This is a genomic window from Ideonella sp., assembly GCF_041287625.1.
Lineage (GTDB): Bacteria > Pseudomonadota > Gammaproteobacteria > Burkholderiales > Burkholderiaceae_C > Ideonella.
Map to the genome: position 1 here is coordinate 25056 of NZ_JBGGNH010000037.1, position 23160 is coordinate 48215.

Below are 23160 nucleotides of genomic sequence, written 5' to 3' on the forward strand. Positions count from 1 at the left end.
CTCGGCAACACGACAATTCCTCTCGAAGAAAGCACCAACATGCCCAGCCTCCGACTTGCGACCTGGAATTCAGGCGGTGAAGCCGCCGGACGCGGTGCCCAACTGGCGGCGGCCGTGAACATGACCAACGGCACGCCGCCGGCCGTCGAACTTGTGGCGATCCAGGAAGCCAAGGTCGCCCTGGTGCCACAAGGTACGATCCGGGCCCAACTGACCAGCGGCGCCGCACCCTTCGCCACCTTTGCCGTGCCGCCGGACCACGTGCGTGAACTTGGGCCGGGCCAGCCTTTTGCCGTGGGCGTCAACCGGGCCTACCTTGTGGCGTGGGACGCTGCCGGCCCGGGTGCGCTGGCACCGGCCGCTGCAGCCGCACGCATCTCGCTCGCGCCGGTGGCAATGCCCGCCGCCAACGGGGTCGAGACGTACATCGCCGCGCTGCCCATCAGCGGGGGCCAAAAAAACAACCTGCGACAGGCCGCGCGCAACATCCGCGCGCCGGTGCGCAAGCAGTTCACGCTGACAGCCGGCATGCCACCGGTGGCGCACACCGTCTATTTCTACACCTGGCACGCCGATTTGCAGGCCAATTGGCTCAACGCAACATGGGCCACCGTCGGGTTGGTCGCGAACCCCTTCACCGGCCCCGGGATGTATCCCGCCTTCGAGTTCTTCCAGAACTCGGACCAGTTCCAGGCGGACCTGGCTGCCACGGGGCCCAACGACGTGATCGTCATCGCCGGGGACTTCAACATCACCGGCGCCGACCTGAACAACAACCCGGCCCTGTTCCCGAACTTCGCCGGCGCGTCCCACAACCTGAGCCATGTGCTGGCCTACAGCCCCAGCATGGCGTTGGGGCTGGCCCAGACCTGGAACGTGGTCACGCCCTACCCGCCACATTGCATCATCACCGTCGAAGTGCAGTGGTGAGGAAACGAAATGGGAGCCCCAATGAACATCACCGATCCCAACGGCAACCCGCCTGCCACCGCGTTGGCACCCTTCACCCAGGCCACCTACCGCCTGTCGAACCTGCCGCAGGGACCCGGCACTGTCGCATGGACCTTGTCCGGCGACACCTCGGCGCTCGCGACCACTGGTGCGACCGACACCGACCAGCTCACGCTCATCGCCCGGCAACGGTCGCAGCAGGCCAATGCCAGCGTGCTCACTGCGACCTTCACACCGCAAAACCAGGGATCGCCCACTGTGGCCAGCCTGGGCCTCACCGTCTTCGAACTGGCCATCGCCATGGCGCCGCCGACTGCGGAGGACGCTGCCGAGAGCCTTTGGATGGGCGTTGGCGAAACCCGGGTGCTCAGCGCCAGCACGCTGCCAGCAGGCGTGGTGGCCGGCCAGGCAGGCCAGTGGCAATGGACGGTGGGCGCGGACCTGCAGGTCATGGGCGATGCAAACGGCCCGGCGGCCACGGTCGTGGCCAACAGTGCCACCAACAATGCCGGGGTGGCCGTGTCGCTTGGGTTCGCCGGCGGTACCGCTCAGGCCCAGCAGCAACTCATCACTTGCGCCGTGCAGATCACGGGCGCCGACGGTGGCCCGCCCCTGTGCGGCGTGCCAGTAGGCCTGCCGGTGGGCTACCAGGTCCAGGTGCTGCCTTCGCCCGATGACGCCCAGCTTTTCTGGACCGGCAGCGGCGGTTTCGCCCTGGCAGTGCAAGGCGCGGCGGCCGTCCTGCAAGGTGTGCAACCCAGTTCAGCCGAAGGGGCCGATGGCTTGGCGGTGAACGTGCTGATGAACGGCGCCCAGGCCCATGCGGTGATACCGGTGACTGTTTACGCCACCACCATCACGGCGCCTGGGGGCACACCGGCCCTCACCCAATTGCCGGCGAATGGGCGCCAGCGCTACGCCGTGAGCACCGCTCCGCCGCTGTCCGAAGTCACGGTGAGCTGGGCAGTGCTGGGCCCGGCGGCGCTCACAGGCGCCACCACGCAGGCAGAGGTGGAATTGGTGACCCTGGGGCCGAGTGAAAGCGCGGGCGACATCGTGCTTGGCGTTTCGGTGCTTCCCCCCGGCATGGCCCATCCTCAGCCCACGGCGATTCTGCGCATCACCGCCGGCACGCCCAGGCGTTAACCCCCGTAGACCACCGGCCATGCCTGCACGTCATCGATTCGCCGCACTGCTGCTCGCCGCCTGCCTGGCTGCTTGCGACAAGCCGTCGCCCGACGTGGCCGCGAGCGGCCAACCGGCCCAGGCAGGTGTCACTGCCCCGGCGCCCGCCGATGCCGGCGCCCCCATCGCCGGCATCGACCTGTCCAACTGGCAAGGCGGCGCGGTCGACTTCTCGCACCTCAAGGCCGCCGGCAAGAGTTTTGTGTTCATCAAGGCCACGCAGGGCGCCAGCGTCGTGGACCCTGACCATGCTGGCAACCTGCAGCGCGCACGTGCTGCCGGAATACCGGTGGGCAGCTACCACTTCTACGTCACCAGCGACACGCCGGACAGCCAGTTCGCCAACTTCTCCGCCCAGGTCAGCGCGCTCCAGCCTGGCGACCTGCCGCCGGTGGTGGACATCGAAGTGCTGAGCAAGCAGTCGCTGCCGGGGCTGTCGGCCGACCTGCAACGCCTGCTGACGCTGATGGCGCAGCGCTACGGCGTGAAGCCCGTTGTCTACACCGGCGAGTCCTTCGCCAGCGAGTACCTGGCCGGGTTCTCGGCCTATCCCCTGTGGCTGGCCGAATACAGCGGCAACCCGGCGCCAAAACTGCCGCTGGACTGGTCGCAATGGACCTTCTGGCAGTACAGCCAGAGCGGCACCGTCGAAGGCATCACCGGTGCGGTGGACCTGAGCCGCTTCAACGGCACGCCGCAACAGTTCGACCGTCTGCGGGTGCCACCGGCCCCCTGATCGATTCCCCAGGGCTTCTTTCCGCCCTCCCGGCCTGCCCAGCGGCGCCAGGCCGGGCCAGTGCGTGCGCCGCGACATCCCCATAGAAAGGTACTCCATGTCCAACTCATTGAGCAATGTCTCCATCACGATCGCCGGCCTGGGTGCGCTGATCGTCTACGGCGCCGAAGGTAGCGTCGACGGCCCCGTCGTGAAATGCGGCGGCGGCACCGTGGTCGAAGGCCAGGACCCGCCCGAGCAGCAAGGCGCGTACAACATCAAGTCGGACCAGCAGTCGTTCAGCGACCTCACTTGCATCGGCACCTCGGGCAACAGCTGGACCTTCCAGCTGAACAACAGCGCCGCCGCGGAGTAAGACCGCGGCTCAGGCCACGCCCAACTGCGCCCGCCGATGTTCGCGGGCGCTCTGGCCGATGGCGCGGCGGAAGCAGCGCTCGAAATGGCTGAGGTCGGCAAAGCCGGCGCGCAACGCCACTTCGGTGATGCGCAGCTGCGGCTCCAGCAGCAACAGTTGCTGCGCCACATGGATGCGGATGCTGAGCAGGAAGGACTTGAAGCTCAGGCCCAGCGTGCTGCGAAACAGGTAGCTCAGATGAGAGGCGCTGACATGCGCCTGCTCGGCCAGCTCGCCCAGCGCGATCGGCTCGGCATGGTGCTCGGCCAGGAACACCAGCGCCCGCCGCAGGCCGGCATGCACCGTGTCCAGCACCCGGGTCTGGCGCTCCAGCACCACCTGCACCCACTGCGCGGCCGTGCGCGGTGCGGCGGTGGGCCGTGAACTGACGGCGGCAGGCGGCGGGCGCAAGGCCGCTGCCGCCGGCAGGCTGGCGGACTGCTCCGGCTGCGCTGTGGTCGGCGCCACGGGTTCCACCGGCGCCGCCGCGCGGTGGCCACCCGTCAACCATGGCGCATGCTGCAGCACCTCGGCATGGCCGATGGCCGGCTGGTCCGTCATGACCGCGAGGCGGGCAATGGTGCGTTCCAGTTCGGAGACGTTTTCCGGCCAGTCGTAGCCGCGGCAGGCCTGCAGAAGCTCGGCGCTGCAACGCTGGGGCGCGGAGAAACCATGGCGCTCCAGCGTGGCGCTGATCAGCGCCTCCATGTCGTCCTCACGCACCCGCAGCGGCGGCAGCTCGGCACCGAGGAAATCCAGCTCGGCCAGCAAGGCCCTGGAGAAGCCGGCTTCGGCGCCCGGGCGCCACAGGTCCGCGGTGGCCGAGGCGACGATGCGTGCGCCGCCGGCCCCGGCGGTCTCGCCCAGGTGGGTCGGGCAAAGGTGTTGCAGGTGGCGGTGCAACTGGGTCTGCAGTCGCGGGCTCAGCTCGTCAATGCCGTTCAGGAACAGCGTGCCGCCCTGGGCGCTGGCCAGCCACTGGGCCGGCTCGCCGGCAGGGTCTGCGCAATGCACCTCCACCACCGGGCCGGCACTGCGCCGGCTGCCCACATGGATGGCCGCGGCCGCCCAGGCCTTCTCGGTGCCGAACTCGCCGTGCAGCAGCACTGGCAGGTCGCTGCCGGCCGCGCGTTCGATGAAGCATTCCAGTGCGTGCAGCGGCTGGCTGATGCCCACCAGCAGGCTGGCCCGGCGCAGCTGCTGGCGCGACCAGGCCTGCACCCGGTAGCGGTGCGCCAGGTAGGCGCAGCGCTTGGCAAAATGCGCCACCCAATCGACATGCCGCGCGCCACCCTCGGCCTGCGCCTGCCAGCCCAGCGTGAGCTCGCCGATCGGCATGCCGGCGTAGTGGGCGGTGAACGCGGTCTGCACGTCTGCCGCCGGCAGCGGCTGGCTGTCCAGCGGCAGCCAGCCCTGCTCCCACGCTGCGTCGTGCCACCGGGTGCCGATGCCGCCCGCAGGCTCGCCGTGAAAGCTCAGCCGGCCCACGCCGCTGACTTCCAGGCTGCCATGCTGCACCGGCAGCTGCGCCATCAAGGCGCAGGCCAGGCCGCTCAATACCGCGGGCAAGTCGCGATGCGGGCGATAGGCACCACGGACCAGCGCGTCGACCTGCGCCGTCGAAACCATCGCTTGACCCGCCGTCGCTTGCACCGCCCGTTCTGATCCAGGCACCGTCGACCCAACGTGATGTTTTTGAGCTTCCCGGCGACTCGGCGCGGAGAGCAAGGATCACAAGGGCTGGCCACCAACGGGCAGGCGCCTTGCAGCGCAACTTCCTGGATCCAGCATAGGTGCTGCGGCGCGCGGTCGGACCTGTCAAGCTTGACAGGCCGCGCCCCCAGTGTGGAGGACGCCTGCGGCCTCCGATTGACGATGGCTCAACGCATGAGCTGATGCGCCTGGCGATGAGGTCTGCTCAGCCCTGCAGCTACAGCACCAATGGGGCATGCACATGCCGTGCCGGCATCACCGGCAGGCTGCGCAGGCCGCGGTACAGCGCATCGGGAATCCAGTCCGGCTGGGAGGCCAGCAGTTGCGGCGGCTCGTGCCAGCGCTGCACCATCTGCTGCAGCACCACCTCGGCTTCCATCTGCGTCAGCGCCGCGCCGATGCAGACGTGCGGACCGGTGCCAAAGGCCAGCGACGCGCCCTGCTGGCGCGCCAGGTCCAACTGCTCGGCTTCGCTGAAGCGGGCTTCGTCTCGGTTGGCGCAGCCCACCATCGCCAGCACCAGCTCGCCGCGGCGGATGGTCTGGCCGTGCCACTGCACGTCCGCCACCGCGCGGCGGCCGGTGTATTGCACCGGGGTTTCCAGCCGCAGCACCTCGCGCACCGCGCGTGGAATCAGGTCAGGCTGCTCACGCAGCATGCGCCAGCGCAGCGGGTCGCTGGCCAGCGTCTGCACCAGGCTGCCAATCAGGTGGCGTGTGGTCTCGTGGCCGGCGAACAGCAGCATCACGCATTGCGCCAGCAGCTCGGCATCGCTGGTGATGCGGCCCTCGGCCTGGCCTTGCAGCAGGCGGTCCAGCAGGTCGGGGGAAGGCGTGGCCTGCACCGGCGCGCAAGGAACCGCCGGGCCGCCCCAAGGTTCCTTGTCCCCCTCGGGGGGCGGGCTGGGCGCAGCCCTGCCCTGGGGGCTCCGTGTCTCGAGCACGGCTTCGAAGCCGCGCGCCAGCCGCAGCATCGCGCGCTGGGCGCGGCGGGCCTGCAGTTCGCTGGGCTGGGCCGCGCCGATGAAGGCGGCCAGGTCGTCGGACGAGGCCACGCTGAACAGCTCCGGGTCTTCGTCGGACAGGCCCAGCAGCAGCGCCATCACACGTGCCGGCAGCGGGCGGGCCAGCAGCGCGATCAGGTCGGAGGACTGGCCCACGGCGGCTGCCGCATCGGCCTGGTCCAGCGCCTGCGCGACAAAGCTTTCGATCTCGCTGCGCAGGCCACGCATGGCCGCCGGCGTGAAGCCGGGCTGCATCAGCTGGCGCAGGCGGCCGTGGTGCGGCGCGTCCACGAACAGCATGGCGCGGGCGAACAGGCGCTGGAACTCGCTCAGCTCGCCGCGCTCGCTGGCCTGCTGCGTGACCCAGCCACCGGTGCGGCGGGCCGAGAAACGGGTACTGTCGCGCAGCAGCGCTTCGCAGTCGGCGTAGCGGGTGACCAGCCAGGCGCCGTCGAACCAGGCCTCGCTCCACAGCAACGGGCCAGCCTCGCGCCAGTGGCGGTACTGGTCATACGGCAGGGGCGGCGCGCTCAGGTCCTGGCGCCAAACGGCTTGCGGTCTCGTCAACATGACCCCGAAGGTAACACCAGGTTCGGGATTACCCGAGGACGGCGATCACGTCAGCCGGCGCCTGCACCAGCTCGATCAGCACGCCCTCGCCCGAAAGCGGGAACTCGTCGTTGGCCTTGGGATGGATGAAGCAGATGTCGTGGCCGGCCGCGCCAGCGCGGATGCCGCCCGGCGCAAAACGCACGCCATTGGCCGTCATCCACTCGACGGCCTTGGGCAAGTCATCCACCCACAGGCCCACGTGGTTCAGCGGTGTGGTGTGCACGGCCGGCTTCTTGTTGGGGTCCAGCGGCTGCATCAGGTCCACCTCCACGGCGGTCGGCCCGCTGCCCAGCGCGCAGATGTCCTCGTCGACGTTCTCGCGCTCGGAGACGAAGCTGCTCTTGACCTGCAGGCCCAGCATGTCGACCCACAGCAACTTCAGCCGCTGCTTGTCCGGCCCGCCGATGGCGATCTGCTGGATGCCAAGAATGCGGAAGGGTTTGCTGCTGCTCATGAGGTTTGCTCCATCGGAAACGAAAGCGGGGGCGGCGTGGCGGTGTCCAGGTCCAGGCGACCAAACAACCAGCCGGACTTCATGCCACTGAGCGTGGCCATGGACTGGCCCTTGATCCACGGCAAGCGACCGGCAGTGCCGAAGAAGGCGTCTCGGAAGGCGGGGCCCAGGCGTTGGTCGGACTGGAACAGCGGCGTGAGCCAGCGGCTGGCAGCCTGGTAGAAGCGCAGGTGGGCGCGGCGCTCGCGGCTGTAGTCGGACAGCGCGGCGAGCACGTCGTCACGCGCGGCCAGTCGTTGCGACAGCACCCAGGCGTCGATCAACGCCATGTTCGCGCCCTGGCCCAGCTGCGGGCTCATGCCGTGCGCGCAGTCGCCCAGCGCCACCACGCGGCCCTGGTGCCAGTGCCGCATGCGCACGTCGGCGTAACGGGCCACGCGCAGCTGCGCCGGGTCGGTCAGGCCGGCCAGCAGCGGCGCGACCTCGGGCAGCAAGGCCTGCATGTCGGCCTTCAGCGCCGACAGCGCCGCGGCATCGGGCTGCGATTGCCAGCGCTTCAGGGCGTCGTCGCGCAGACTCCAGAACAGGTTCACGCCGGGCGGCGCGTGCGGCGCACCGTGCGGGCGGCCCACCGGCATCAGCCCCAGCATCTGCCGCGCGCCGCGAAAGCGCTGGCGCAGCAACTGCAGCGGCGCGTCTTCGGGCTGCGGCAGCACGCACCACACGGCGCCCCACGGAAACAGCGTTTCGCGCTGCGGCACCGCGAACTGGCGGCGCAGCTGCGAAAACGTGCCGTTGGCCAGCACCAGCAGGTCGAAGCGGCCAAGTTCACGCTCCCGCTGGCGCAGCGTCACGCTGGCCTCGTCCTGCGTGAACCCTTCCACCGCCATGCCGCAATGCCATTCGGCGCCGCTGGCTCGCAACGCCTGCCACAGCAAGCCCATCAGTGCGCCGCGCTGCGCGCCCAGGCCGTGCACCTGCGGCCCGAGGCAGCGGTAGTCCATGTCCAGCACGCTGCGGCCGGTGGCCGTGTCGCCCACCAGCTGATGCACAACTGCGCCCAGCGCAATCATTTCGTCGCGCAGCCCGAGCTGCCCAAGCACCTGCAAGCCGGTGGGCTGCAACAGCACACCCGCGCCAATCGGCGCCGGCTCGGCGACCGCCTCGAAAACCTGTACCGCATGGCCTGCGCGGCGCAGCAGCACGGCCGCCGCACAACCGGCCACGCCGGCGCCCACGACCGCGACCTTCAGTGGGCCCGAAGACTTCAACACGGCCTCACTCGAAGGCCAGGATGGACTGGTCCACCGCCAGGCTGTCACCCTTCTTGGCGAGTACGTCCTTGACCACGCCGTCCTGGGTGGCGACCAGGATGTTCTCCATCTTCATCGCCTCGATCACCGCCAGCTTCTCGCCGGCCAGCACCTTCTGGCCGACCGCGACGGAGACCTCGGCCAGCAGGCCGGGCATGGGCGACAGCAGGAACTTGGACAGGTCCGGCGGGGCCTTGTAAGGCATCAGCCTGAGCAGCTCGGCGGCACGCGGCAGCAGCGCCAGCGCGTCAATGGCCGTGCCGTTGTGAGAGACCCGCAGCGCCAGCGGCAGGCGGGCCGGGCCACGCTCGACCTGCGCGCTGAAAGGCTTGCCGTTGACAGTGCCGGTCATCAGCACTTCACCGAGCTTGGTGTCGCTCTGGATCACGAAGGTCTTGCCGCTCACGGTCACGTCCAGCGTGCCTTTGAGGGCGCCGAACTCGCCCAGCCTCACGGCATGGTGCACATGACTGCCCTGCTCGCCCAACTGCACCACGACCAATTCGTCCGCATGCGCCACGTCATGGCCCTGCAATTGGCCGGTGATGCCGGCGGCACGCTCGCGGGCCTTGCGGCGAACGAATGCGGCCAGCGCGACCAGGAACAAGGGGTCATCGTGCGGCACGTCCTCGGCGCGGAAGCCGTGGCCATAGTGCTCGGCGATGAAGCCGGTGTTGAAGTCGCCAGCGACGAACTTCGGGTGTGCCAGCAGCGCGGCCTGGAAGGGGATGTTGCTGGAGATGCCGCGGATCACAAACGCGTTCAGCGCTTCGCGCATCTTGGCAATCGCGTCCAGCCGGTCGCGGCCATGCACGATCAGCTTGGCGATCATCGAGTCGTAGAACATCGGGATCTCGCCGCCTTCGTAGACGCCGGTGTCGACCCGCACGCCGTAGGTTGGCTGGGCTTCGACAGGCTCAGCCCGAACGGAAAGGGGATTTGCGGCGCCAACTGACATCTCAGCCACCCCGCTCCCCGTTCGGCCTGAGCCTGTCGAAGGCCCAACCCGAGACATTCCCGCTTCCAGCGTCGTCGCCGGCGGCTGGTAACGCACCAGCCGGCCGGTGGACGGCAGGAAGTTGCGGAACGGGTCTTCGGCGTTGATGCGGCACTCGATGGCCCAGCCCTCGCGCTTCAGGTCCGCCTGCGTGAAGCCCAGCGGCTCGCCGGCCGCCACGCGGATCATCTGCTCCACCAGGTCCAGCCCGGTGATGCACTCGGTCACCGGGTGTTCCACCTGCAGCCGGGTGTTCATCTCCAGGAAGTAGAAGCTCTGGTCCTTGCCGACCACGAACTCCACCGTGCCGGCGCTCTGGTACTTCACAGCCTTGGCCAGCTGCACCGCCTGCGCGCCCATGGCCTGGCGCGTCGCTTCGCTGATGAAGGGCGACGGCGCCTCCTCGATCACCTTCTGGTGCCGGCGCTGGATGGAGCACTCGCGCTCCCACAGGAAGACCGCATTGCCCTGCGAATCGCCCAGCACCTGGATCTCGATGTGGCGCGGCTCCTCGACGAACTTCTCGATGAAGACCCGGTCGTCGCCAAAGCTGTTGCGCGCCTCGTTGCGGCAGGACGAAAAGCCCTCGAAGGCTTCCTTGTCGTTGAAGGCCACGCGCAAGCCCTTGCCGCCGCCGCCGGCGCTGGCCTTGATCATCACCGGGTAGCCCACGCCCCTGGCAATCTCCACCGCCTGCTCGGGCGTGTCAATCGCCTCGTTCCAGCCCGGGATGGTGCTGACGTTGGCTTCCTTCGCCAGCTTCTTCGAGGCGATCTTGTCGCCCATCGCAGCAATCGAGTAGTGCTTAGGCCCGATGAACACCAGGCCCTCTTCTTCGACGCGGCGGGCAAACGCCTCGTTCTCCGACAGGAAGCCATAGCCGGGGTGGATGGCATCGGCGCCGGTGGCCTTGGCCGCGGCAATGATCTTGTCGGCCACCAGGTAGGACTCGCGCGAAGGCGCCGGGCCCAACAGCACGGCCTCGTCGGCCAGCGCCACGTGGCGCGCCTCCTTGTCGGCCTCGGAATACACCGCCACCGTGGCAATGCCCATCTTCTTCGCAGTCTTGATGACGCGGCAAGCGATCTCTCCGCGATTGGCGATCAGGATTTTCTTGAACATGTTCTTCTTCTCCGGCTCACTCACAGAGGGATGTTGCCGTGCTTGCGCCACGGGTTGTCGAGCTGCTTGTCCTTCAGCATGACCAGCGAACGACAGATGCGCTTGCGGGTTTCGTGCGGCTGGATCACGTCGTCGATGAAGCCGCGGCTGCCGGCCACGAACGGGTTGGCGAAACGGGCCTTGTATTCGGCTTCCCTGGCGGCCAGCTTGGCCGGGTCGCCCTTGTCTTCGCGGAAGATGATCTCCACCGCGCCCTTGGCGCCCATCACCGCGATCTCGGCGTTGGGCCAGGCGAAGTTGACGTCGCCGCGCAGGTGCTTGGAGCTCATCACGTCATAGGCGCCGCCATAGGCCTTGCGGGTGATCACGGTGATCTTCGGCACCGTGCATTCGGCGTAGGCATACAGCAGCTTGGCGCCGTGCTTGATGATGCCGCCGTACTCCTGCGAGGTGCCGGGCATGAAGCCGGGCACGTCGACGAAGGTGACGACCGGGATCTGGAACGCGTCGCAGAAGCGCACGAAGCGCGCGGCCTTGATGCTGCTCTTGATGTCCAGGCAGCCGGCCAGCACCTGCGGGTTGTTGGCGACGATGCCGACCGTGGCGCCTTCCATGCGCGCAAAGCCGATCACGATGTTGGCCGCGTAGTCGGGCTGCAGCTCGAAGAAGTCGCCGTCGTCCACGACCTTCAGGATCAGCTCCTTCATCTCGTAGGGCTTGTTCGGGTTCTCCGGCACCAGCGTGTCCAGCGACAGGTCCATGCGCGTTGCGGGGTCGCCGCTGGGGCGCACGGGCGGCTTCTCGCGGTTGGACAGCGGCAGGTAGTTGAAGAAGCGGCGCAGCATCAGCAGCGCTTCCACGTCGTTGTTGAAAGCCAGGTCGGCCACGCCGCTGCGGCCGGTGTGGGTGAGCGCGCCGCCCAGTTCCTCGGCCGTGACGCTCTCATGCGTCACTGTCTTCACCACCTCGGGGCCGGTGACGAACATGTACGAGCTGTCCTTCACCATGAAGATGAAGTCCGTCATGGCCGGCGAATAGACAGCGCCCCCAGCGCACGGGCCCATGATCATGCTGATCTGCGGCACCACGCCGGAGGCCATCACGTTGCGCTGGAACACGTCTGCATAACCACCCAGCGAGGCCACGCCTTCCTGGATGCGCGCGCCGCCCGAGTCGTTCAGCCCGATCACCGGCGCGCCGACCTTCATCGCCTGGTCCATCACCTTGCAGATCTTCTCAGCGTGCGCCTCGGAGAGCGCGCCGCCGAAGACTGTGAAGTCCTGGCTGAAGACAAACACCAGGCGGCCGTTGATGGTGCCGTAGCCGGTGACCACGCCATCGCCGGGAATCTTGTTATCGGCCATGCCGAAGTCGGTGCAGCGGTGCTCGACGAACATGTCCCATTCCTCGAACGTGCCTTCGTCCAGCAGCAGCTCCAGGCGCTCGCGCGCCGTCAGCTTGCCCTTGCCATGCTGGGCGGCGATGCGCTTCTCGCCGCCGCCCAGCCGGGCCTTCTGGCGCTGGTCTTCCAGCCTTTGCTGAATGTCTTGCATGGCTTGTCCTCTTGTCTTGTTTGGTATCGGGATGAATCGGGTTCAGCGCTGGTCGAGCAGGTCCAGCAGCCGGCGCGCGGCGACGGACGCGGCCAGTTCACCGGCGCGCACCGCGGCCGTGAGCGGCGCGAGTTGTTCGCGCACGCCAGGATGGGCGCGGAAACGGGCCTTCAGGCCGGCATCCAGCCGCTCCCACATCCAGGCCTCGTCCTGGCGCTGGCGGCGCGCCGCGATCTGGCCGGCCGCGGCGCGCAGCGTGCGGAAGCGCTGAACGGTCTGCCAGAAGCTGTCCACGCCCTGTGCCTTCAGCGCACTGAGCTGGATGACCGTGGGCTGCCACTGCTCGGGCGCGCCGGGTTCAGGGTGCGCCATGCCGTGGCCGTGGAACAGGCGCTGCGCCGAGCTGATCTGTGCGCGGGCGCGGGTGGCGGCGGCTTCGTCCAGGTCGGCCTTGTTGATGACGACCAGGTCGGCGATCTCCATCACGCCCTTCTTGATCGCCTGCAGGTCGTCGCCAGCGTTGGGCAGTTGCATCAGCACGAACATGTCGGTCATGCCGGCGACTGCGGTTTCGCTCTGGCCCACGCCCACGGTCTCGACGATGACCACGTCGTAGCCCGCCGCCTCGCAGACCAGCATCGCCTCGCGCGTGCGCTCGGCCACGCCGCCCAGCGTGCCGCTGCTGGGGCTGGGGCGGATGTAGGCGGACTCGTTGACGCTGAGCTGCTCCATGCGCGTCTTGTCGCCCAGGATGGAGCCACCGGACACGCTGGAGGAAGGATCCACCGCCAGCACCGCCACGCGATGGCCCAGGGCAATCAGGTGCAGTCCCAGCGCCTCGATGAAGGTGCTCTTGCCGACACCCGGCACACCGGAGATGCCCAGCCGGAACGAGCGGCCGGTGTGCGGCAGCAAGGCGTTGAGCAAGGCATCGGCGCGCTGGCGGTGGTCCGCGCGGGTGGATTCGAGCAGGGTGATGGTTTTGGCGATGGCGCGGCGGCGCGGGGCGGCATGGGTGCCGAGGAGGGCTGGGAACAGGGGGTCGATGGGCCCTTCGACAGGCTCAGGGTGAACGGATGGAGCGGTTCTGCCTCCCTCCCGTTCGGGCTGAGCTTGTCGAAGCCAGGGTTCCTTGGCCCCTTCGACAGGCTCAGGGTGAACGGGAAATGAGGGTTCGGACTGAGCTCCCTCCTCCCGTTCGGGCTGAGCTTGTCGAAGCCAGGGTTCCTTGGGCCCTTCGACAGGCTCAGGGTGAACGGAAAGGGTGGGCTCAGCGTGAAAGGAAAGCGTGGGCTCGGCGCGGACGGATGGAGGAGCGCTCACCTCGCCCCGTTCGGGCTGAGCTTGTCGAAGCCCTGCCTCACTCGATGAAGTCTGGCTGCGCAAGCGGAGCAGCCCTTCGACAGGCTCAGGGCGAACGGTAGTGGGAGGCTCAGGGCGAACGGTAGTGGGAGGCTCAGGGCGAACGGTGGAGGTAAGTTCCGGGCTCTGCCCTTCCCGTTCAGGCTGAGCTTGTCGAAGCCCCCGCTCCACCCCATTGCGGGCCAGCGCCTGAACTCCCTCCCAGTCCCCGCGCATCAGGGCCTCCTTCTTGGCCCGCGACCAGCCCTTGACCTGCCGCTCGAACGCCAGCGCCCCATCCCGCGTCTCGAACTCCCCCGTCCATGCCAGCGCCAGCGGACGGCGAGTCGACGTGTAGCCCTCCTCACCGTCCTGGTGCTGCCGCAGTCGTACCGCCAGGTCGTCGGTGTGGCCGACGTAGTAGCTGTCGTCAGCGCAGTGCAACATGTAGACGGTGAAGGGCTTCATCGTGCAGCGCGCAGGTAGTACAGGTCCCACTCGCCTTCGGCCTGCAGCACGAAGCCGTGGCGCAGGTAGAAGCGGTTGGCGTCGCTGTGCTTGAGGGCGGTGACGCTGACGGCCTTGTGCTGCGCGTCGGCTTCCCGCAGCACTTGCGCCAGCACCCACGAGCCCACGCCTTCGCCTTGCGCGCTGGGATGGATGTAGAGATGGTCCAGCAGCCAGTCGTGCTCGCGCGGCACGACGACGACAAAGCCGACCAGCTCGCCGCTGCGCAGGATGTGCCGCGTGTACGCCGGCAGGTAGCCGCGCGAGAGGCGCTCGCGGGCGCGCTGCGGGTCGAAGCGGCCCGCCTTGTCCAGGCTTTCGCGCATGGCGGCCAGGCGCAGCGACAGCAGGGCCTCGAAGTCGCCTTCGCCGGCCGGAGCCAGCGACAGCGAGCCGGCGGGTGGAACAGGGGGGAGCGTCATGCAACAGTCCTCGAGGCGACGGCGGCCCGCGGAGTGCGGACGCTGGCCGGCGGCCGGTCAGTCAATCAATCAGTGTCGATCAAACCACTCAGGCGGACTGTGCGGCGCGGATCTGCTCCAGCACGTCCTTGGCGCTGACCGGGATCGGCGTGCCAGGGCCGTAGATGCCCTTGACGCCGGCGTCCCACAGGAAGCCGTAGTCCTGCGCTGGGATCACGCCGCCGACGAAGACGATGATGTCGTCCGCGCCCTGCTTCTTCAGCTCGGCCACGATGGCCGGCACCAGCGTCTTGTGGCCCGCCGCCAGCGTGGAGATGCCGACCGCGTGCACGTCGTTTTCAATCGCCTGGCGGGCGCATTCCTCGGGCGTCTGGAACAGCGGGCCCATGTCCACATCGAAGCCCAGGTCGGCAAACGCGGTGGCCACGACCTTGGCGCCGCGGTCATGCCCGTCCTGGCCGAGCTTGGCGATCATCACGCGCGGCCGGCGGCCGGCCTCTTCGGCAAACGCGGCAATCTCGTTCTGCAGCTTCTCCCAGCCTTCGGCCGAGTCGTAAGCTGCGGCATAGACGCCGGTGACTTTCTGGATGTCGGCGCGGTGGCGGCCGTAGGCCTTCTCCAATGCGTCGCTGACCTCGCCCACCGTGGCGCGCAGGCGCACGGCCTGGATGCTCAGGTCCAGCAGGTTGCCCTGCCCGCTTTCGGCAGCAGCCGTCAGCGCAGCCAGCGCGGCCTCGACCTTCGCCGTGTCCCGCGCGGCGCGCAGGTTCTTCAGCCGTTCGACCTGCGCCTCGCGCACCATGACGTTGTCGATGTCCAGGATGTCGATCGCGTCTTCCTTGCCCAGCTTGTACTTGTTGACGCCGACGATCACGTCCGCGCCCGAGTCGATGCGGGCCTGCTTCTCGGCCGCCGCGGCTTCGATCTTCAGCTTGGCCCAGCCGGACTCGACCGCCTTGGTCATGCCGCCCATGCCCTCGACTTCCTCGATGATGGCCCAGGCCTGGTCGGCCATGTCCTGGGTCAGTTTTTCCATCATGTAGCTGCCGGCCCAGGGGTCGACCACGCTGGTGATGTGCGTCTCTTCCTGGATGATGAGCTGGGTGTTGCGCGCAATGCGGGCACTGAACTCGGTGGGCAGCGCAATGGCTTCGTCCAGCGCGTTGGTGTGCAGGCTTTGCGTGCCGCCGAAGACGGCTGCCATGGCCTCGACGGTCGTGCGCACCACGTTGTTGTACGGGTCCTGCGCGGTCAGGCTCCAGCCGGAGGTCTGGCAGTGGGTGCGCAGCATCAGGCTCTTGGCCTTCTGGGCATTGAAGCCCTTCATGATGCGGCACCACAAGAGGCGCGCCGCGCGCATCTTGGCGATCTCCAGGTAGAAGTTCATGCCGATGGCCCAGAAGAAGCTGAGCCGGCCGGCGAAGTCGTCCACGTCCATGCCCTTGGCGATGGCAGTCTTGACGTACTCCTTGCCATCCGCCAGCGTGAAGGCCAATTCAAGTGCCTGATTCGCGCCGGCCTCCTGCATGTGGTAGCCGGAGATGCTGATCGAGTTGAACTTCGGCATGTGCTTGGCCGTGTACTCGATGATGTCGCCGATGATGCGCATGCTCGGCTCGGGCGGGTAGATGTAGGTGTTGCGCACCATGAACTCTTTCAGAATGTCGTTCTGAATGGTTCCGGAGAGCTGGTCCTGTGCCACGCCTTGTTCTTCGGCGGCGACCACGTAGCCGGCCAGCACCGGCAGCACCGCGCCGTTCATCGTCATCGAGACGGAGACCTTGTCCAGCGGGATCTGGTCGAACAGGATCTTCATGTCCTCGACCGAGTCGATGGCCACACCCGCCTTGCCCACGTCGCCGGTGACGCGCGGATGGTCGCTGTCGTAGCCGCGGTGGGTGGCCAGGTCGAAAGCGACCGACACGCCCTGCCCGCCGGCGGCCAATGCCTTGCGGTAGAAGGCATTGCTGGCCTCGGCAGTGGAGAAGCCGGCGTACTGGCGGATGGTCCAGGGGCGCACCGCGTACATGGTCGCTTGCGGTCCGCGCAGGAAGGGCTCGAAGCCGGGCAGCGTGTCGGTGTAGGCCAGGCCTTGCAGGTCGGCCGCGGTGTACAGCGGCTTGACGGTGATGCCGTCGGGCGTCTGCCAGTTCAAGGCCTCCACATCGCCGCCGGGCGCGGACTTGGCGGCGGCCTGTGCCCATTGCGACAGGCTGGCGGGCTTGAATTCGGGCGGGGGATTTGACGACATGCGGACTCCAGAGGGGCCCGCCAAGACCGCGGGTCCACGTTTTCCATCATACGTGATTCATAATTATGGATGCAATATCCAGTCAGGCCTGAGATTTGCGTACGCAACGCCGCCGGATCCGCCGGGATCTGACCGCGCGCCCTGACCTCTTTTCCACCGCTGACCGATTCGACCGTGACCGCTGACGACACCGCCACCCTCTTCGCCCCGCGGGCCCTGTACCAGCAGGTGGCCGAGAAGCTGCGCGAGCAGATCTTCAACCGCGAGCTGGAGCCCGGCAGCTGGATCGACGAGCAAAAACTTGCGCTGGACTATGGGATCAGCCGCACGCCGCTGCGCGAGGCGCTGAAGGTGCTGGCGGTCGAAGGGCTGGTGACGATGAAGGTGCGGCGCGGCGCCTATGTGACCGAGATGTCCGTCGACGACGTGGGCCAGGTCTACCACCTGCTGCGCCTGCTGGAGAGCGATGCCGCCGCCGAGGTGGCCCGCCGTGCGACGGACGCCGAGCTGGTCGAGCTGCAGCAACTGCACGACCTGCTGGAAACCCAGGCCAGCCAGCGCGACGCCTTCTTCAAGACCAATGAGCAGTTCCACCTGCGCATCCTGGAACTCGCCGGCAACCGCTGGACCCGGCAGATCGTGATCGATCTGCGCAAGATGATGAAGCTCAACCGCCACCACTCGCTGTTCAAGCAGGGCCGCATTGCCGAATCGCTCGCCGAACACCGCGAAATGATGGCTGCGCTGCAGCGGCGGGACGCGGCCGAAGTGCAGCGCCTGACGCAGTTGCACTTCACCAACGGACTGGCCGCCGCAGCGCAGTGACCGGGCCTTTTGGGGGGCGCCGCCGCCCCTGCTCGCCGCTATGCTGCCGCCCATGTCATCACGTCACGCACACACCCTTTCACTGCTGCTGGCTGCCCTGGCCCTGCAGCCCCTGGCCGCACAGGCCGATTCCGCCTGCTGGCCAGAAGCCAAGCTGATCGGCACCAGCGCCACCGGCTATGTGCGCGCCTACAAGCTGTGGGCGCAACGTCCGGACGCCGGCGACAAGCCCGCGCCCGCAGACGCCGTGCCGACCTGGACCCGCGACGGCCAGCCCGGCAAGCCGCTGCGCTGCGAAGACATCGGCACCTTCAATGGCGCATGCCGCGACGAATACGCCTATGTCCCGCTGTGGGGCAATCCGACGGTGCCTCGCGTCGAAACCCGCAGCGCCACTGGCGAGCCGGTCTGGCTGCAGGTTGACACCCTCGACGGCCAGAGCGGCACGCCGGTCATGGCCATGGGCCGCCGCGGCGAGCTGGTGAACCCGGAAGGCGCACCGCTGCTCACCGCGCACAACCCCAAGGCCGCGCCGGTCAAGTCCACCCCGGCAAGCGAAAAAGCCGTGCTGGCCTACATGCAGAAACAGGACAGGAAGACACCACGCGCCAAGCTGCTGGCCGCCGTGCGCGGAGACGACGCGGTCGACGGCTGGAGCCGCGAGGTGCGCGTGCTCGCATTCGCCAAGCTGCCGGACGGCCTGTGGATGCAACTGGCCGAAAGCTGGGCCCGGTCAGGCCCGGAAGCAAGCAAGGACGACGAACCCGGCCCCATCCTGCGCACCGGCTGGCTGCGCCACCGCGATGTGCAAGGCAAGCTGCTGGCAGTGGTTCAAGCGCCTTGGTGCGACTGAAGCCTGCTCACGCAGCCCAAGCCCAAAACAATTCAACAGGAACCCCGATGGGCAAGACCCGACTCGAAGCCTTCAGCGATGGCGTGCTGGCCATCATCATCACCATCATGGTCCTGGAGCTGAAGGTGCCGCATGGCGAAGACCTGGCCTCGCTGCTGCCCCTGGCGCCGGTCTTCCTGAGCTACGTGCTCAGCTTCATCTACGTCGGCATCTACTGGAACAACCACCACCACCTGCTGCACGCCACCAAGCGCGTGAACGGCAGCGTGATGTGGGCCAACCTGCATTTGCTGTTCTGGCTGTCTCTGCTGCCCTTCACCACCGGCTGGCTCGGCGAAAACCATTTTGGTTCGCTGCCCAGCGCGATCTACGGCGTGGTGCTGCTGATGTGCGCCGTGGCCTGGTACCTGCTGCAACTCTGCATCATGGCGGTGGATGGCAATGAATCGATGCTCAAGCGCGCCCTCGGCAGCGACTGGAAAGGCAAGCTCTCGCCCTTCCTGTACAGCGCAGGCATCGCCACCTCGTTCTGGATCACGTGGCTGGCACTGTCTTTCTATGTGCTCGCGGCGCTGATCTGGCTGGTACCGGACAGGCGGATTGAGCGGGTCGTGAATCGAACGGAAGACTGAACCTCCGGGCATGCGTCACGTAAAACCATGACTGCGCTGAACTCGTTGCTGCAATCGCCGCTCTTGCTGCTGAAAAAGCGGTACCGCGGCCCAGAAGAAGGCATCTGAGGCAACGATTGGGCCGCCCTGGGCGGGCTCACCAAGATCTGCCCGCCAATTCCCTCGCTCATCGCCTCATCGCATTTCGCGCCACTTCCTAAGATCCTCGGTACCCGACATTGCGCTGCGCGTTTCCCGCGTGGCTGCCTGCCATGAGTGCCGATCCGACCGCCCCCGCCAGCAGTGCCACGACCACGTTCGCCAAGCCGCCCAAGCTGCGGCTGGGGGACGTGCTGGTGCAGCAGAAGCTGGTGTCCGAGGCGCAGCTGCAGCAGGCGCTGGAGGAAGGCAAGCAGACGGGCAAGCGCCTCGGTCGCCTGCTGATTGAGCGCGGGCTGGTGACCGAGGAAGCGGTGGTGCAGGCCCTGGCCACGCAGCTGCGCATTCCGTTTGTCAACCTGAAGACTTTCCCGCTGCGCAGCGACACGGTGAAGCTGCTGCCCGAGTCGCCGGCCCGGCGCCACCGCGCCATCGTGCTGGAGGACAAGGGCGACTTCTGCACCGTGGCGGTGGCGGACCCGCTGGACCTGTTCGCCTATGACGAGCTGGTGCGGCTGCTGCGCAAGCCGATCCAGATCGCGGTGGCGGCCGAAAGCCAGCTGCCCGCCGCCTTCGACAAGCACTACCGCCGCAACGACGAGATCACCGGCCTGGCCAAGGCGCTGGAAAAGGACGTGGGCGATGCGGTGGACTTCGGCACGCTGCAGGCCAGCCTGGGCCAGGAAGCCGCGCCCGTGGTGCGGCTGCTGCAGTCGCTGTTCGAGGACGCGGTGAACGTCGGTGCGTCCGACGTTCACCTGGAGCCGCAGGAGCGCGAGCTGCTGATCCGCAACCGGGTGGACGGCGTGCTGCAGACCCAGGCCCAGGCCGACAAGCGCATTGCCGCGGCCCTCACGCAGCGCCTGAAGCTGATGGCCTCGCTGGACATTTCCGAGAAGCGCCTGCCGCAGGACGGACGCTTCTCGCTGCGCCTGAAGGACCGCACGCTGGACGTGCGGCTCTCCACCCTGCCCAGCCAGCACGGCGAATCGGTGGTGATGCGCTTGCTCGGACAGGACAGCGCGGTGCGCCGGCTCGACAGCATCGGCATGCCGGCAGCCATGCTGCGGCGCTTCACCGAGATCCTCGGCCGCGTCTCCGGCATGGTGCTGGTCACCGGCCCCACGGGTTCCGGCAAGACGACCACGCTCTACGCCGCACTGGCCGAGGTGGACGCCGAGCAGAACAAGATCATCACCGTCGAAGACCCGGTGGAATACCGGCTGCCGGGCCTGACCCAGGTGCAGGTCAACGACAAGATCGAGCTCACCTTCGCCCGCGTGCTGCGCGCCTGTTTGCGCCAGGACCCGGACGTGATCCTGGTCGGCGAAATGCGCGACCCGGAGACGGCCGAGATCGGCCTGCGCGCCGCGATGACCGGCCACATGGTGCTCTCCACGCTGCACACCAAGGACGCCATCAGCACCCCGTTCCGCCTGCTGGACATGGGCGTGCCGGCCTTCATGGTCGCCACCTCGCTGCAGGCCGTGATCGCCCAGCGTCTGGTGCGTGGCGTGTGCGAGCAATGTGCAGAGCCGCACGCCCTCACGCCGCAGCAGCAGGCCTGGCTGAGCGCGGTGGCCGGCGAGCGCGCGGCCGGCATCGTGCCCAAGCGCGGCCGCGGCTGCACCCAATGCAACAGCACCGGCTACACCGGCCGCCACGGCGTGTACGAGATGCTGGAGATGGACGCTGACCTGACCCAGGCCGCGACCCAGGGCGACCCGACCGCCTTCCTCGCCGCCGCGCGCAAGCGCATGGCCGGCCGCAGCCTGGTGGACCACGCGCTGGAACTGCTGCGCCTGGGCCGCACCTCCATCACCGAGACCATGCGCATGGCCTCGGACGTGGACAACTCGGGCCACTGAACCCATGGCCACCTATGCCTGGCGCGGCCGCAACAGCCGCGGCGAACTGATCACCGGCAACAGCGAGGCCGAGAGCGACAACATCGTCGCCGACCAGCTGCTGGCCAGCGGTGTCACGCCGATTACCGTCACCCTCACCGAGCTGGCCGCCGCCGTCAGCGGCGAGCCCGCCGGCTCGCCCATGCTGCAAGCCCTGCTGGGCAACAAGGTGACCGGCGAAGACACCCTCGTGCTGTCGCGCCAGCTCTACACGCTGCAGAAAGCCGGCGTGCCGCTGCTGCGCTCGCTCAACGGCCTGCAGGCCTCGTCCGACAAGCCGGCGCTGACGCGGCTGCTGGCCGACCTGCGCGCCAGCCTGGACCAGGGCCGCGAACTCTCGGCCGCGCTGGCCCGGCATCCGGACATCTTCAGCGCCTTCTATGTGGCCATGGTGCAGGTGGGCGAGATGACCGGCAAGTTGACCGAGGTCTTCCAGCGCCTGGCCGACCACATGGCATTCGAGCTCGACACCCGCGCCCGCATCAAGCAGGCGCTGCGCTACCCGATGATGGTCGGCATGGCCATCGTTGCCGCGCTGGTGGTGATCAACATCTTCGTGCTGCCCACCTTCGCCACGATGTTCGCCGGCTTCAAGACCGAGCTGCCGTTGATGACCCGGGTGCTGCTGGGCGTGTCTTCCTTCACGGTGCACTGGTGGCCGCTGCTGCTGGCCGGCAGCATCGGCAGCGTGATGCTGCTGCGCCAGTGGCTCGCCACACCTGAGGGCCGCTACCTCTGGGACCAGAAGAAGCTGCGCCTGCCCATCATCGGCCCCATCGTGCTGAAGGCCACGCTGGCCCGCTTCGCCCGCAGCTTCGCGATGGCCTCCAAGAGCGGTGTGCCCATCAGCCAGGCGATGACCGTGGTCGCCCGCACGGTGGACAACGCCTGGATCGGCTCGCGCGTCGAGCAGATGCGCGACGGCGTGGAGCGCGGCGAAAGCATCTCGCGCTGCGCAGCCACCGCGGGCGTGTTCACTCCGGTGGTGCTGCAGATGATTGCCGTGGGCGAAGAAACCGGCGAGCTGGACACGCTGCTGGTCGAGATTGCCGACATGTACGAACGCGAGACCGACCACGCGATCAAGGGCCTGTCCTCGGCGATCGAGCCCATCCTGCTGCTGGTCATCGGCGCGATGGTGCTGGTGCTGGCACTCGGCGTTTTCATGCCGCTCTGGGGCATGGGCCAGGCCGCGATGGGGCATTCATCCTGAATGCAAGCGCGCCCTCAAGCCACGCAAAGACACGCCGATAACACGCTCACGCTGCCATCAACCCTGGACGAGGTCGGCGATCCAAACCCTTTGCGGCCCGCCCGCCGCGCGACTCGAAAGGTCTCCCCCATGCACACGCACCAACGCTCCCGCAACCTGCAACCGATGCGCCTGAACAGCGGCTTCACGCTGATCGAACTGGTGATGGTCATCGTCATCCTGTCGGTGCTGGCCTCGGTCGCCATTCCGAAGTTCATCGACCTGGGCACCGACGCCAAAGCTGCCGCGCTGTCTGGCGTGGCCGGCTCGCTGAGCTCGGCCGCTGCGGTCAACTACGCCAGCCGCAAGGCGAAGGCGACCAACGGCAATGCCGTGGCGAACTGCACCGACGTGGCCACCTCGATGCAAGGCAACACCCTCCCGACCGGCTACACCATCACCGCTGCTGCCGTGGCGGTGGACGCCACGGTCAACTGCACGCTGACCCAGACCTCCACCAGCAACACCACGACCTTCCAGGCCATCGGCATCCTCTGATTGGACCTGACCTGAGCGAAGCCCGCTGCCGACCGCCATGCGCTCTGCATCGCGCACCCGCAGCGCCGGCTTCACGCTGATCGAGCTGGTGATGGTGATGGTCATCACCGCGGCCCTGGCCGTGGTGGCGCTGCCGAAGTTCCCGGACGTGGGCAACTGGCAGGTCATGGCCTATGCCGACAACGTGGCCAGCGCGCTGCACAGCGCGCGCCGTGTGGCGCTGGCCCAGCGGCGGCCGGTGGTGGCCACGCTCACGGCCACCGGCATCACCGTGGCTTACGCGGCTGGCGGCAGCATTGCCAGCCTCGCCTGCCCGGCGGCCTACAGCCCTTGCATGCTTGAGTCCGGCACCCGCAGCATCACCTTCAATGCCAGCAACAGCGGCGCCTCGGTGACCTCCACCGGCGCCGCACTGACCCTGACCTTCACGCTCAGCAGCGGCACCGCCCGCGTGCTGCAGATCGAGACCGAAACAGGCCTGGTTCGCGTGCTTTCTTGAGG

Annotated in this window: 20 protein-coding genes and 1 pseudogene; 11 read left to right on the forward strand and 10 right to left on the reverse strand. The window is 68.0% G+C overall.

What is annotated here, in order from left to right; genetic code table 11:
* Window positions 1-39: 39 nt before the first annotated feature.
* From ACAH41_RS14860 to ACAH41_RS14875, 4 genes are all read left to right on the forward strand, one after another.
* The gene (locus ACAH41_RS14860; protein WP_325654062.1) at window positions 40-930 is read left to right on the forward strand and encodes a hypothetical protein; all 891 of its coding nucleotides are present in this window, start codon (window positions 40-42) and stop codon (window positions 928-930) included.
* Between the two features lie 21 nt (window positions 931-951).
* Window positions 952-2097, forward strand: a complete 1146-nt coding sequence (locus ACAH41_RS14865; protein WP_325654064.1) for a hypothetical protein — start codon at window positions 952-954, stop codon at window positions 2095-2097.
* 19 nt (window positions 2098-2116) lie between these two features.
* Complete coding sequence (locus tag ACAH41_RS14870; RefSeq protein WP_325654065.1) at window positions 2117-2872, forward strand: GH25 family lysozyme; 756 nt, start codon at window positions 2117-2119, stop codon at window positions 2870-2872.
* A 97-nt stretch (window positions 2873-2969) separates the two neighbouring features.
* On the forward strand, window positions 2970-3227 hold the full coding sequence (locus ACAH41_RS14875) for a hypothetical protein (RefSeq protein WP_325654067.1): 258 nt from the start codon (window positions 2970-2972) through the stop codon (window positions 3225-3227).
* Window positions 3228-3236: 9 nt separating this feature from the next.
* On the opposite strand, the gene ACAH41_RS14880 is transcribed toward ACAH41_RS14875, so the two are convergent.
* From ACAH41_RS14880 to scpA, 10 genes and pseudogenes are all read right to left on the reverse strand, one after another.
* Window positions 3237-4895 carry a helix-turn-helix domain-containing protein gene (locus ACAH41_RS14880; RefSeq protein WP_325654069.1) on the reverse strand — a complete coding sequence of 553 codons (1659 nt, stop codon included), beginning with the start codon at window positions 4893-4895 and terminating at the stop codon, window positions 3237-3239.
* 301 nt (window positions 4896-5196) lie between these two features.
* Window positions 5197-6552, reverse strand: coding sequence for a cytochrome P450 (locus ACAH41_RS14885; RefSeq protein ID WP_370538349.1), 1356 nt, complete (start codon window positions 6550-6552; stop codon window positions 5197-5199).
* Between the two features lie 28 nt (window positions 6553-6580).
* Window positions 6581-7048, reverse strand: a complete 468-nt coding sequence (locus ACAH41_RS14890; RefSeq protein WP_325654074.1) for a VOC family protein — start codon at window positions 7046-7048, stop codon at window positions 6581-6583.
* Window positions 7045-8319: an FAD-dependent oxidoreductase gene (locus ACAH41_RS14895; RefSeq protein ID WP_370538350.1), complete on the reverse strand. Its 1275-nt coding sequence runs from the start codon at window positions 8317-8319 to the stop codon at window positions 7045-7047. The genes ACAH41_RS14890 and ACAH41_RS14895 overlap by 4 nt, the downstream gene beginning before the upstream one ends.
* A gap of 7 nt (window positions 8320-8326) precedes the next feature.
* On the reverse strand, window positions 8327-10480 hold the full coding sequence (locus ACAH41_RS14900) for an acetyl/propionyl/methylcrotonyl-CoA carboxylase subunit alpha (protein ID WP_325654077.1): 2154 nt from the start codon (window positions 10478-10480) through the stop codon (window positions 8327-8329).
* Between the two features lie 20 nt (window positions 10481-10500).
* On the reverse strand, window positions 10501-12033 hold the full coding sequence (locus tag ACAH41_RS14905; protein ID WP_370538351.1) for an acyl-CoA carboxylase subunit beta: 1533 nt from the start codon (window positions 12031-12033) through the stop codon (window positions 10501-10503).
* A 42-nt stretch (window positions 12034-12075) separates the two neighbouring features.
* Complete coding sequence (gene meaB / locus ACAH41_RS14910; protein ID WP_325654141.1) at window positions 12076-13080, reverse strand: methylmalonyl Co-A mutase-associated GTPase MeaB; 1005 nt, start codon at window positions 13078-13080, stop codon at window positions 12076-12078.
* A gap of 552 nt (window positions 13081-13632) precedes the next feature.
* Window positions 13633-13842 (reverse strand): annotated as a pseudogene (locus tag ACAH41_RS14915) (GIY-YIG nuclease family protein); the annotation flags it as partial.
* Entirely contained in the window at window positions 13839-14303 is a 465-nt protein-coding gene (locus tag ACAH41_RS14920) for a GNAT family N-acetyltransferase (RefSeq protein WP_325654081.1), read from the reverse strand. The pseudogene ACAH41_RS14915 and the gene ACAH41_RS14920, both read right to left, overlap by 4 nt.
* Window positions 14304-14391: 88 nt before the next feature.
* Window positions 14392-16554 (reverse strand): methylmalonyl-CoA mutase, encoded by a 2163-nt coding sequence (scpA, locus tag ACAH41_RS14925; protein ID WP_325654083.1) that lies wholly within the window; start codon window positions 16552-16554, stop codon window positions 14392-14394.
* A 174-nt stretch (window positions 16555-16728) separates the two neighbouring features.
* Between scpA and ACAH41_RS14930 the strand changes: the two genes are divergently transcribed.
* The 7 genes from ACAH41_RS14930 (at window position 16729) to ACAH41_RS14960 (ending at window position 23158) form a co-directional block, all read left to right on the forward strand.
* A complete protein-coding gene (locus ACAH41_RS14930; protein ID WP_325654084.1) occupies window positions 16729-17379 on the forward strand; it encodes a GntR family transcriptional regulator in 651 nt (216 codons plus the stop codon).
* 52 nt (window positions 17380-17431) lie between these two features.
* Complete coding sequence (locus ACAH41_RS14935; RefSeq protein WP_325654085.1) at window positions 17432-18232, forward strand: hypothetical protein; 801 nt, start codon at window positions 17432-17434, stop codon at window positions 18230-18232.
* 47 nt (window positions 18233-18279) lie between these two features.
* Entirely contained in the window at window positions 18280-18864 is a 585-nt protein-coding gene (locus ACAH41_RS14940) for a TMEM175 family protein (RefSeq protein ID WP_325654087.1), read from the forward strand.
* A 251-nt stretch (window positions 18865-19115) separates the two neighbouring features.
* Entirely contained in the window at window positions 19116-20870 is a 1755-nt protein-coding gene (locus ACAH41_RS14945; protein ID WP_325654089.1) for a GspE/PulE family protein, read from the forward strand.
* Window positions 20871-20874: 4 nt separating this feature from the next.
* A complete protein-coding gene (locus tag ACAH41_RS14950; protein ID WP_325654091.1) occupies window positions 20875-22122 on the forward strand; it encodes a type II secretion system F family protein in 1248 nt (415 codons plus the stop codon).
* Between the two features lie 129 nt (window positions 22123-22251).
* Window positions 22252-22659 (forward strand): type II secretion system protein, encoded by a 408-nt coding sequence (locus ACAH41_RS14955; protein WP_325654093.1) that lies wholly within the window; start codon window positions 22252-22254, stop codon window positions 22657-22659.
* A 37-nt stretch (window positions 22660-22696) separates the two neighbouring features.
* Window positions 22697-23158, forward strand: a complete 462-nt coding sequence (locus tag ACAH41_RS14960) for a prepilin-type N-terminal cleavage/methylation domain-containing protein (RefSeq protein ID WP_325654095.1) — start codon at window positions 22697-22699, stop codon at window positions 23156-23158.
* The last annotated feature ends 2 nt before the right edge of the window (window positions 23159-23160 follow it).

Excerpts from the sequence above, each read along its gene's own strand:
- ACAH41_RS14890 (WP_325654074.1), bottom strand. The coding sequence starts at position 7,048 with ATGAGCAGCAGCAAACCCTTCCGCATTCTTGGCATCCAGCAGATCGCC.
- ACAH41_RS14880 (WP_325654069.1), bottom strand. The coding sequence starts at position 4,895 with ATGGTTTCGACGGCGCAGGTCGACGCGCTGGTCCGTGGTGCCTATCGC.
- ACAH41_RS14960 (WP_325654095.1), top strand. The coding sequence starts at position 22,697 with ATGCGCTCTGCATCGCGCACCCGCAGCGCCGGCTTCACGCTGATCGAG.
- ACAH41_RS14870 (WP_325654065.1), top strand. The coding sequence starts at position 2,117 with ATGCCTGCACGTCATCGATTCGCCGCACTGCTGCTCGCCGCCTGCCTG.
- ACAH41_RS14860 (WP_325654062.1), top strand. The coding sequence starts at position 40 with ATGCCCAGCCTCCGACTTGCGACCTGGAATTCAGGCGGTGAAGCCGCC.
- ACAH41_RS14900 (WP_325654077.1), bottom strand. The coding sequence starts at position 10,480 with ATGTTCAAGAAAATCCTGATCGCCAATCGCGGAGAGATCGCTTGCCGC.
- ACAH41_RS14950 (WP_325654091.1), top strand. The coding sequence starts at position 20,875 with ATGGCCACCTATGCCTGGCGCGGCCGCAACAGCCGCGGCGAACTGATC.
- ACAH41_RS14905 (WP_370538351.1), bottom strand. The coding sequence starts at position 12,033 with ATGCAAGACATTCAGCAAAGGCTGGAAGACCAGCGCCAGAAGGCCCGG.
- scpA (WP_325654083.1), bottom strand. The coding sequence starts at position 16,554 with ATGTCGTCAAATCCCCCGCCCGAATTCAAGCCCGCCAGCCTGTCGCAA.
- ACAH41_RS14940 (WP_325654087.1), top strand. The coding sequence starts at position 18,280 with ATGGGCAAGACCCGACTCGAAGCCTTCAGCGATGGCGTGCTGGCCATC.
- ACAH41_RS14955 (WP_325654093.1), top strand. The coding sequence starts at position 22,252 with ATGCACACGCACCAACGCTCCCGCAACCTGCAACCGATGCGCCTGAAC.
- ACAH41_RS14865 (WP_325654064.1), top strand. The coding sequence starts at position 952 with ATGAACATCACCGATCCCAACGGCAACCCGCCTGCCACCGCGTTGGCA.
- ACAH41_RS14920 (WP_325654081.1), bottom strand. The coding sequence starts at position 14,303 with ATGACGCTCCCCCCTGTTCCACCCGCCGGCTCGCTGTCGCTGGCTCCG.
- ACAH41_RS14875 (WP_325654067.1), top strand. The coding sequence starts at position 2,970 with ATGTCCAACTCATTGAGCAATGTCTCCATCACGATCGCCGGCCTGGGT.
- ACAH41_RS14935 (WP_325654085.1), top strand. The coding sequence starts at position 17,432 with ATGTCATCACGTCACGCACACACCCTTTCACTGCTGCTGGCTGCCCTG.
- ACAH41_RS14945 (WP_325654089.1), top strand. The coding sequence starts at position 19,116 with ATGAGTGCCGATCCGACCGCCCCCGCCAGCAGTGCCACGACCACGTTC.
- ACAH41_RS14885 (WP_370538349.1), bottom strand. The coding sequence starts at position 6,552 with ATGTTGACGAGACCGCAAGCCGTTTGGCGCCAGGACCTGAGCGCGCCG.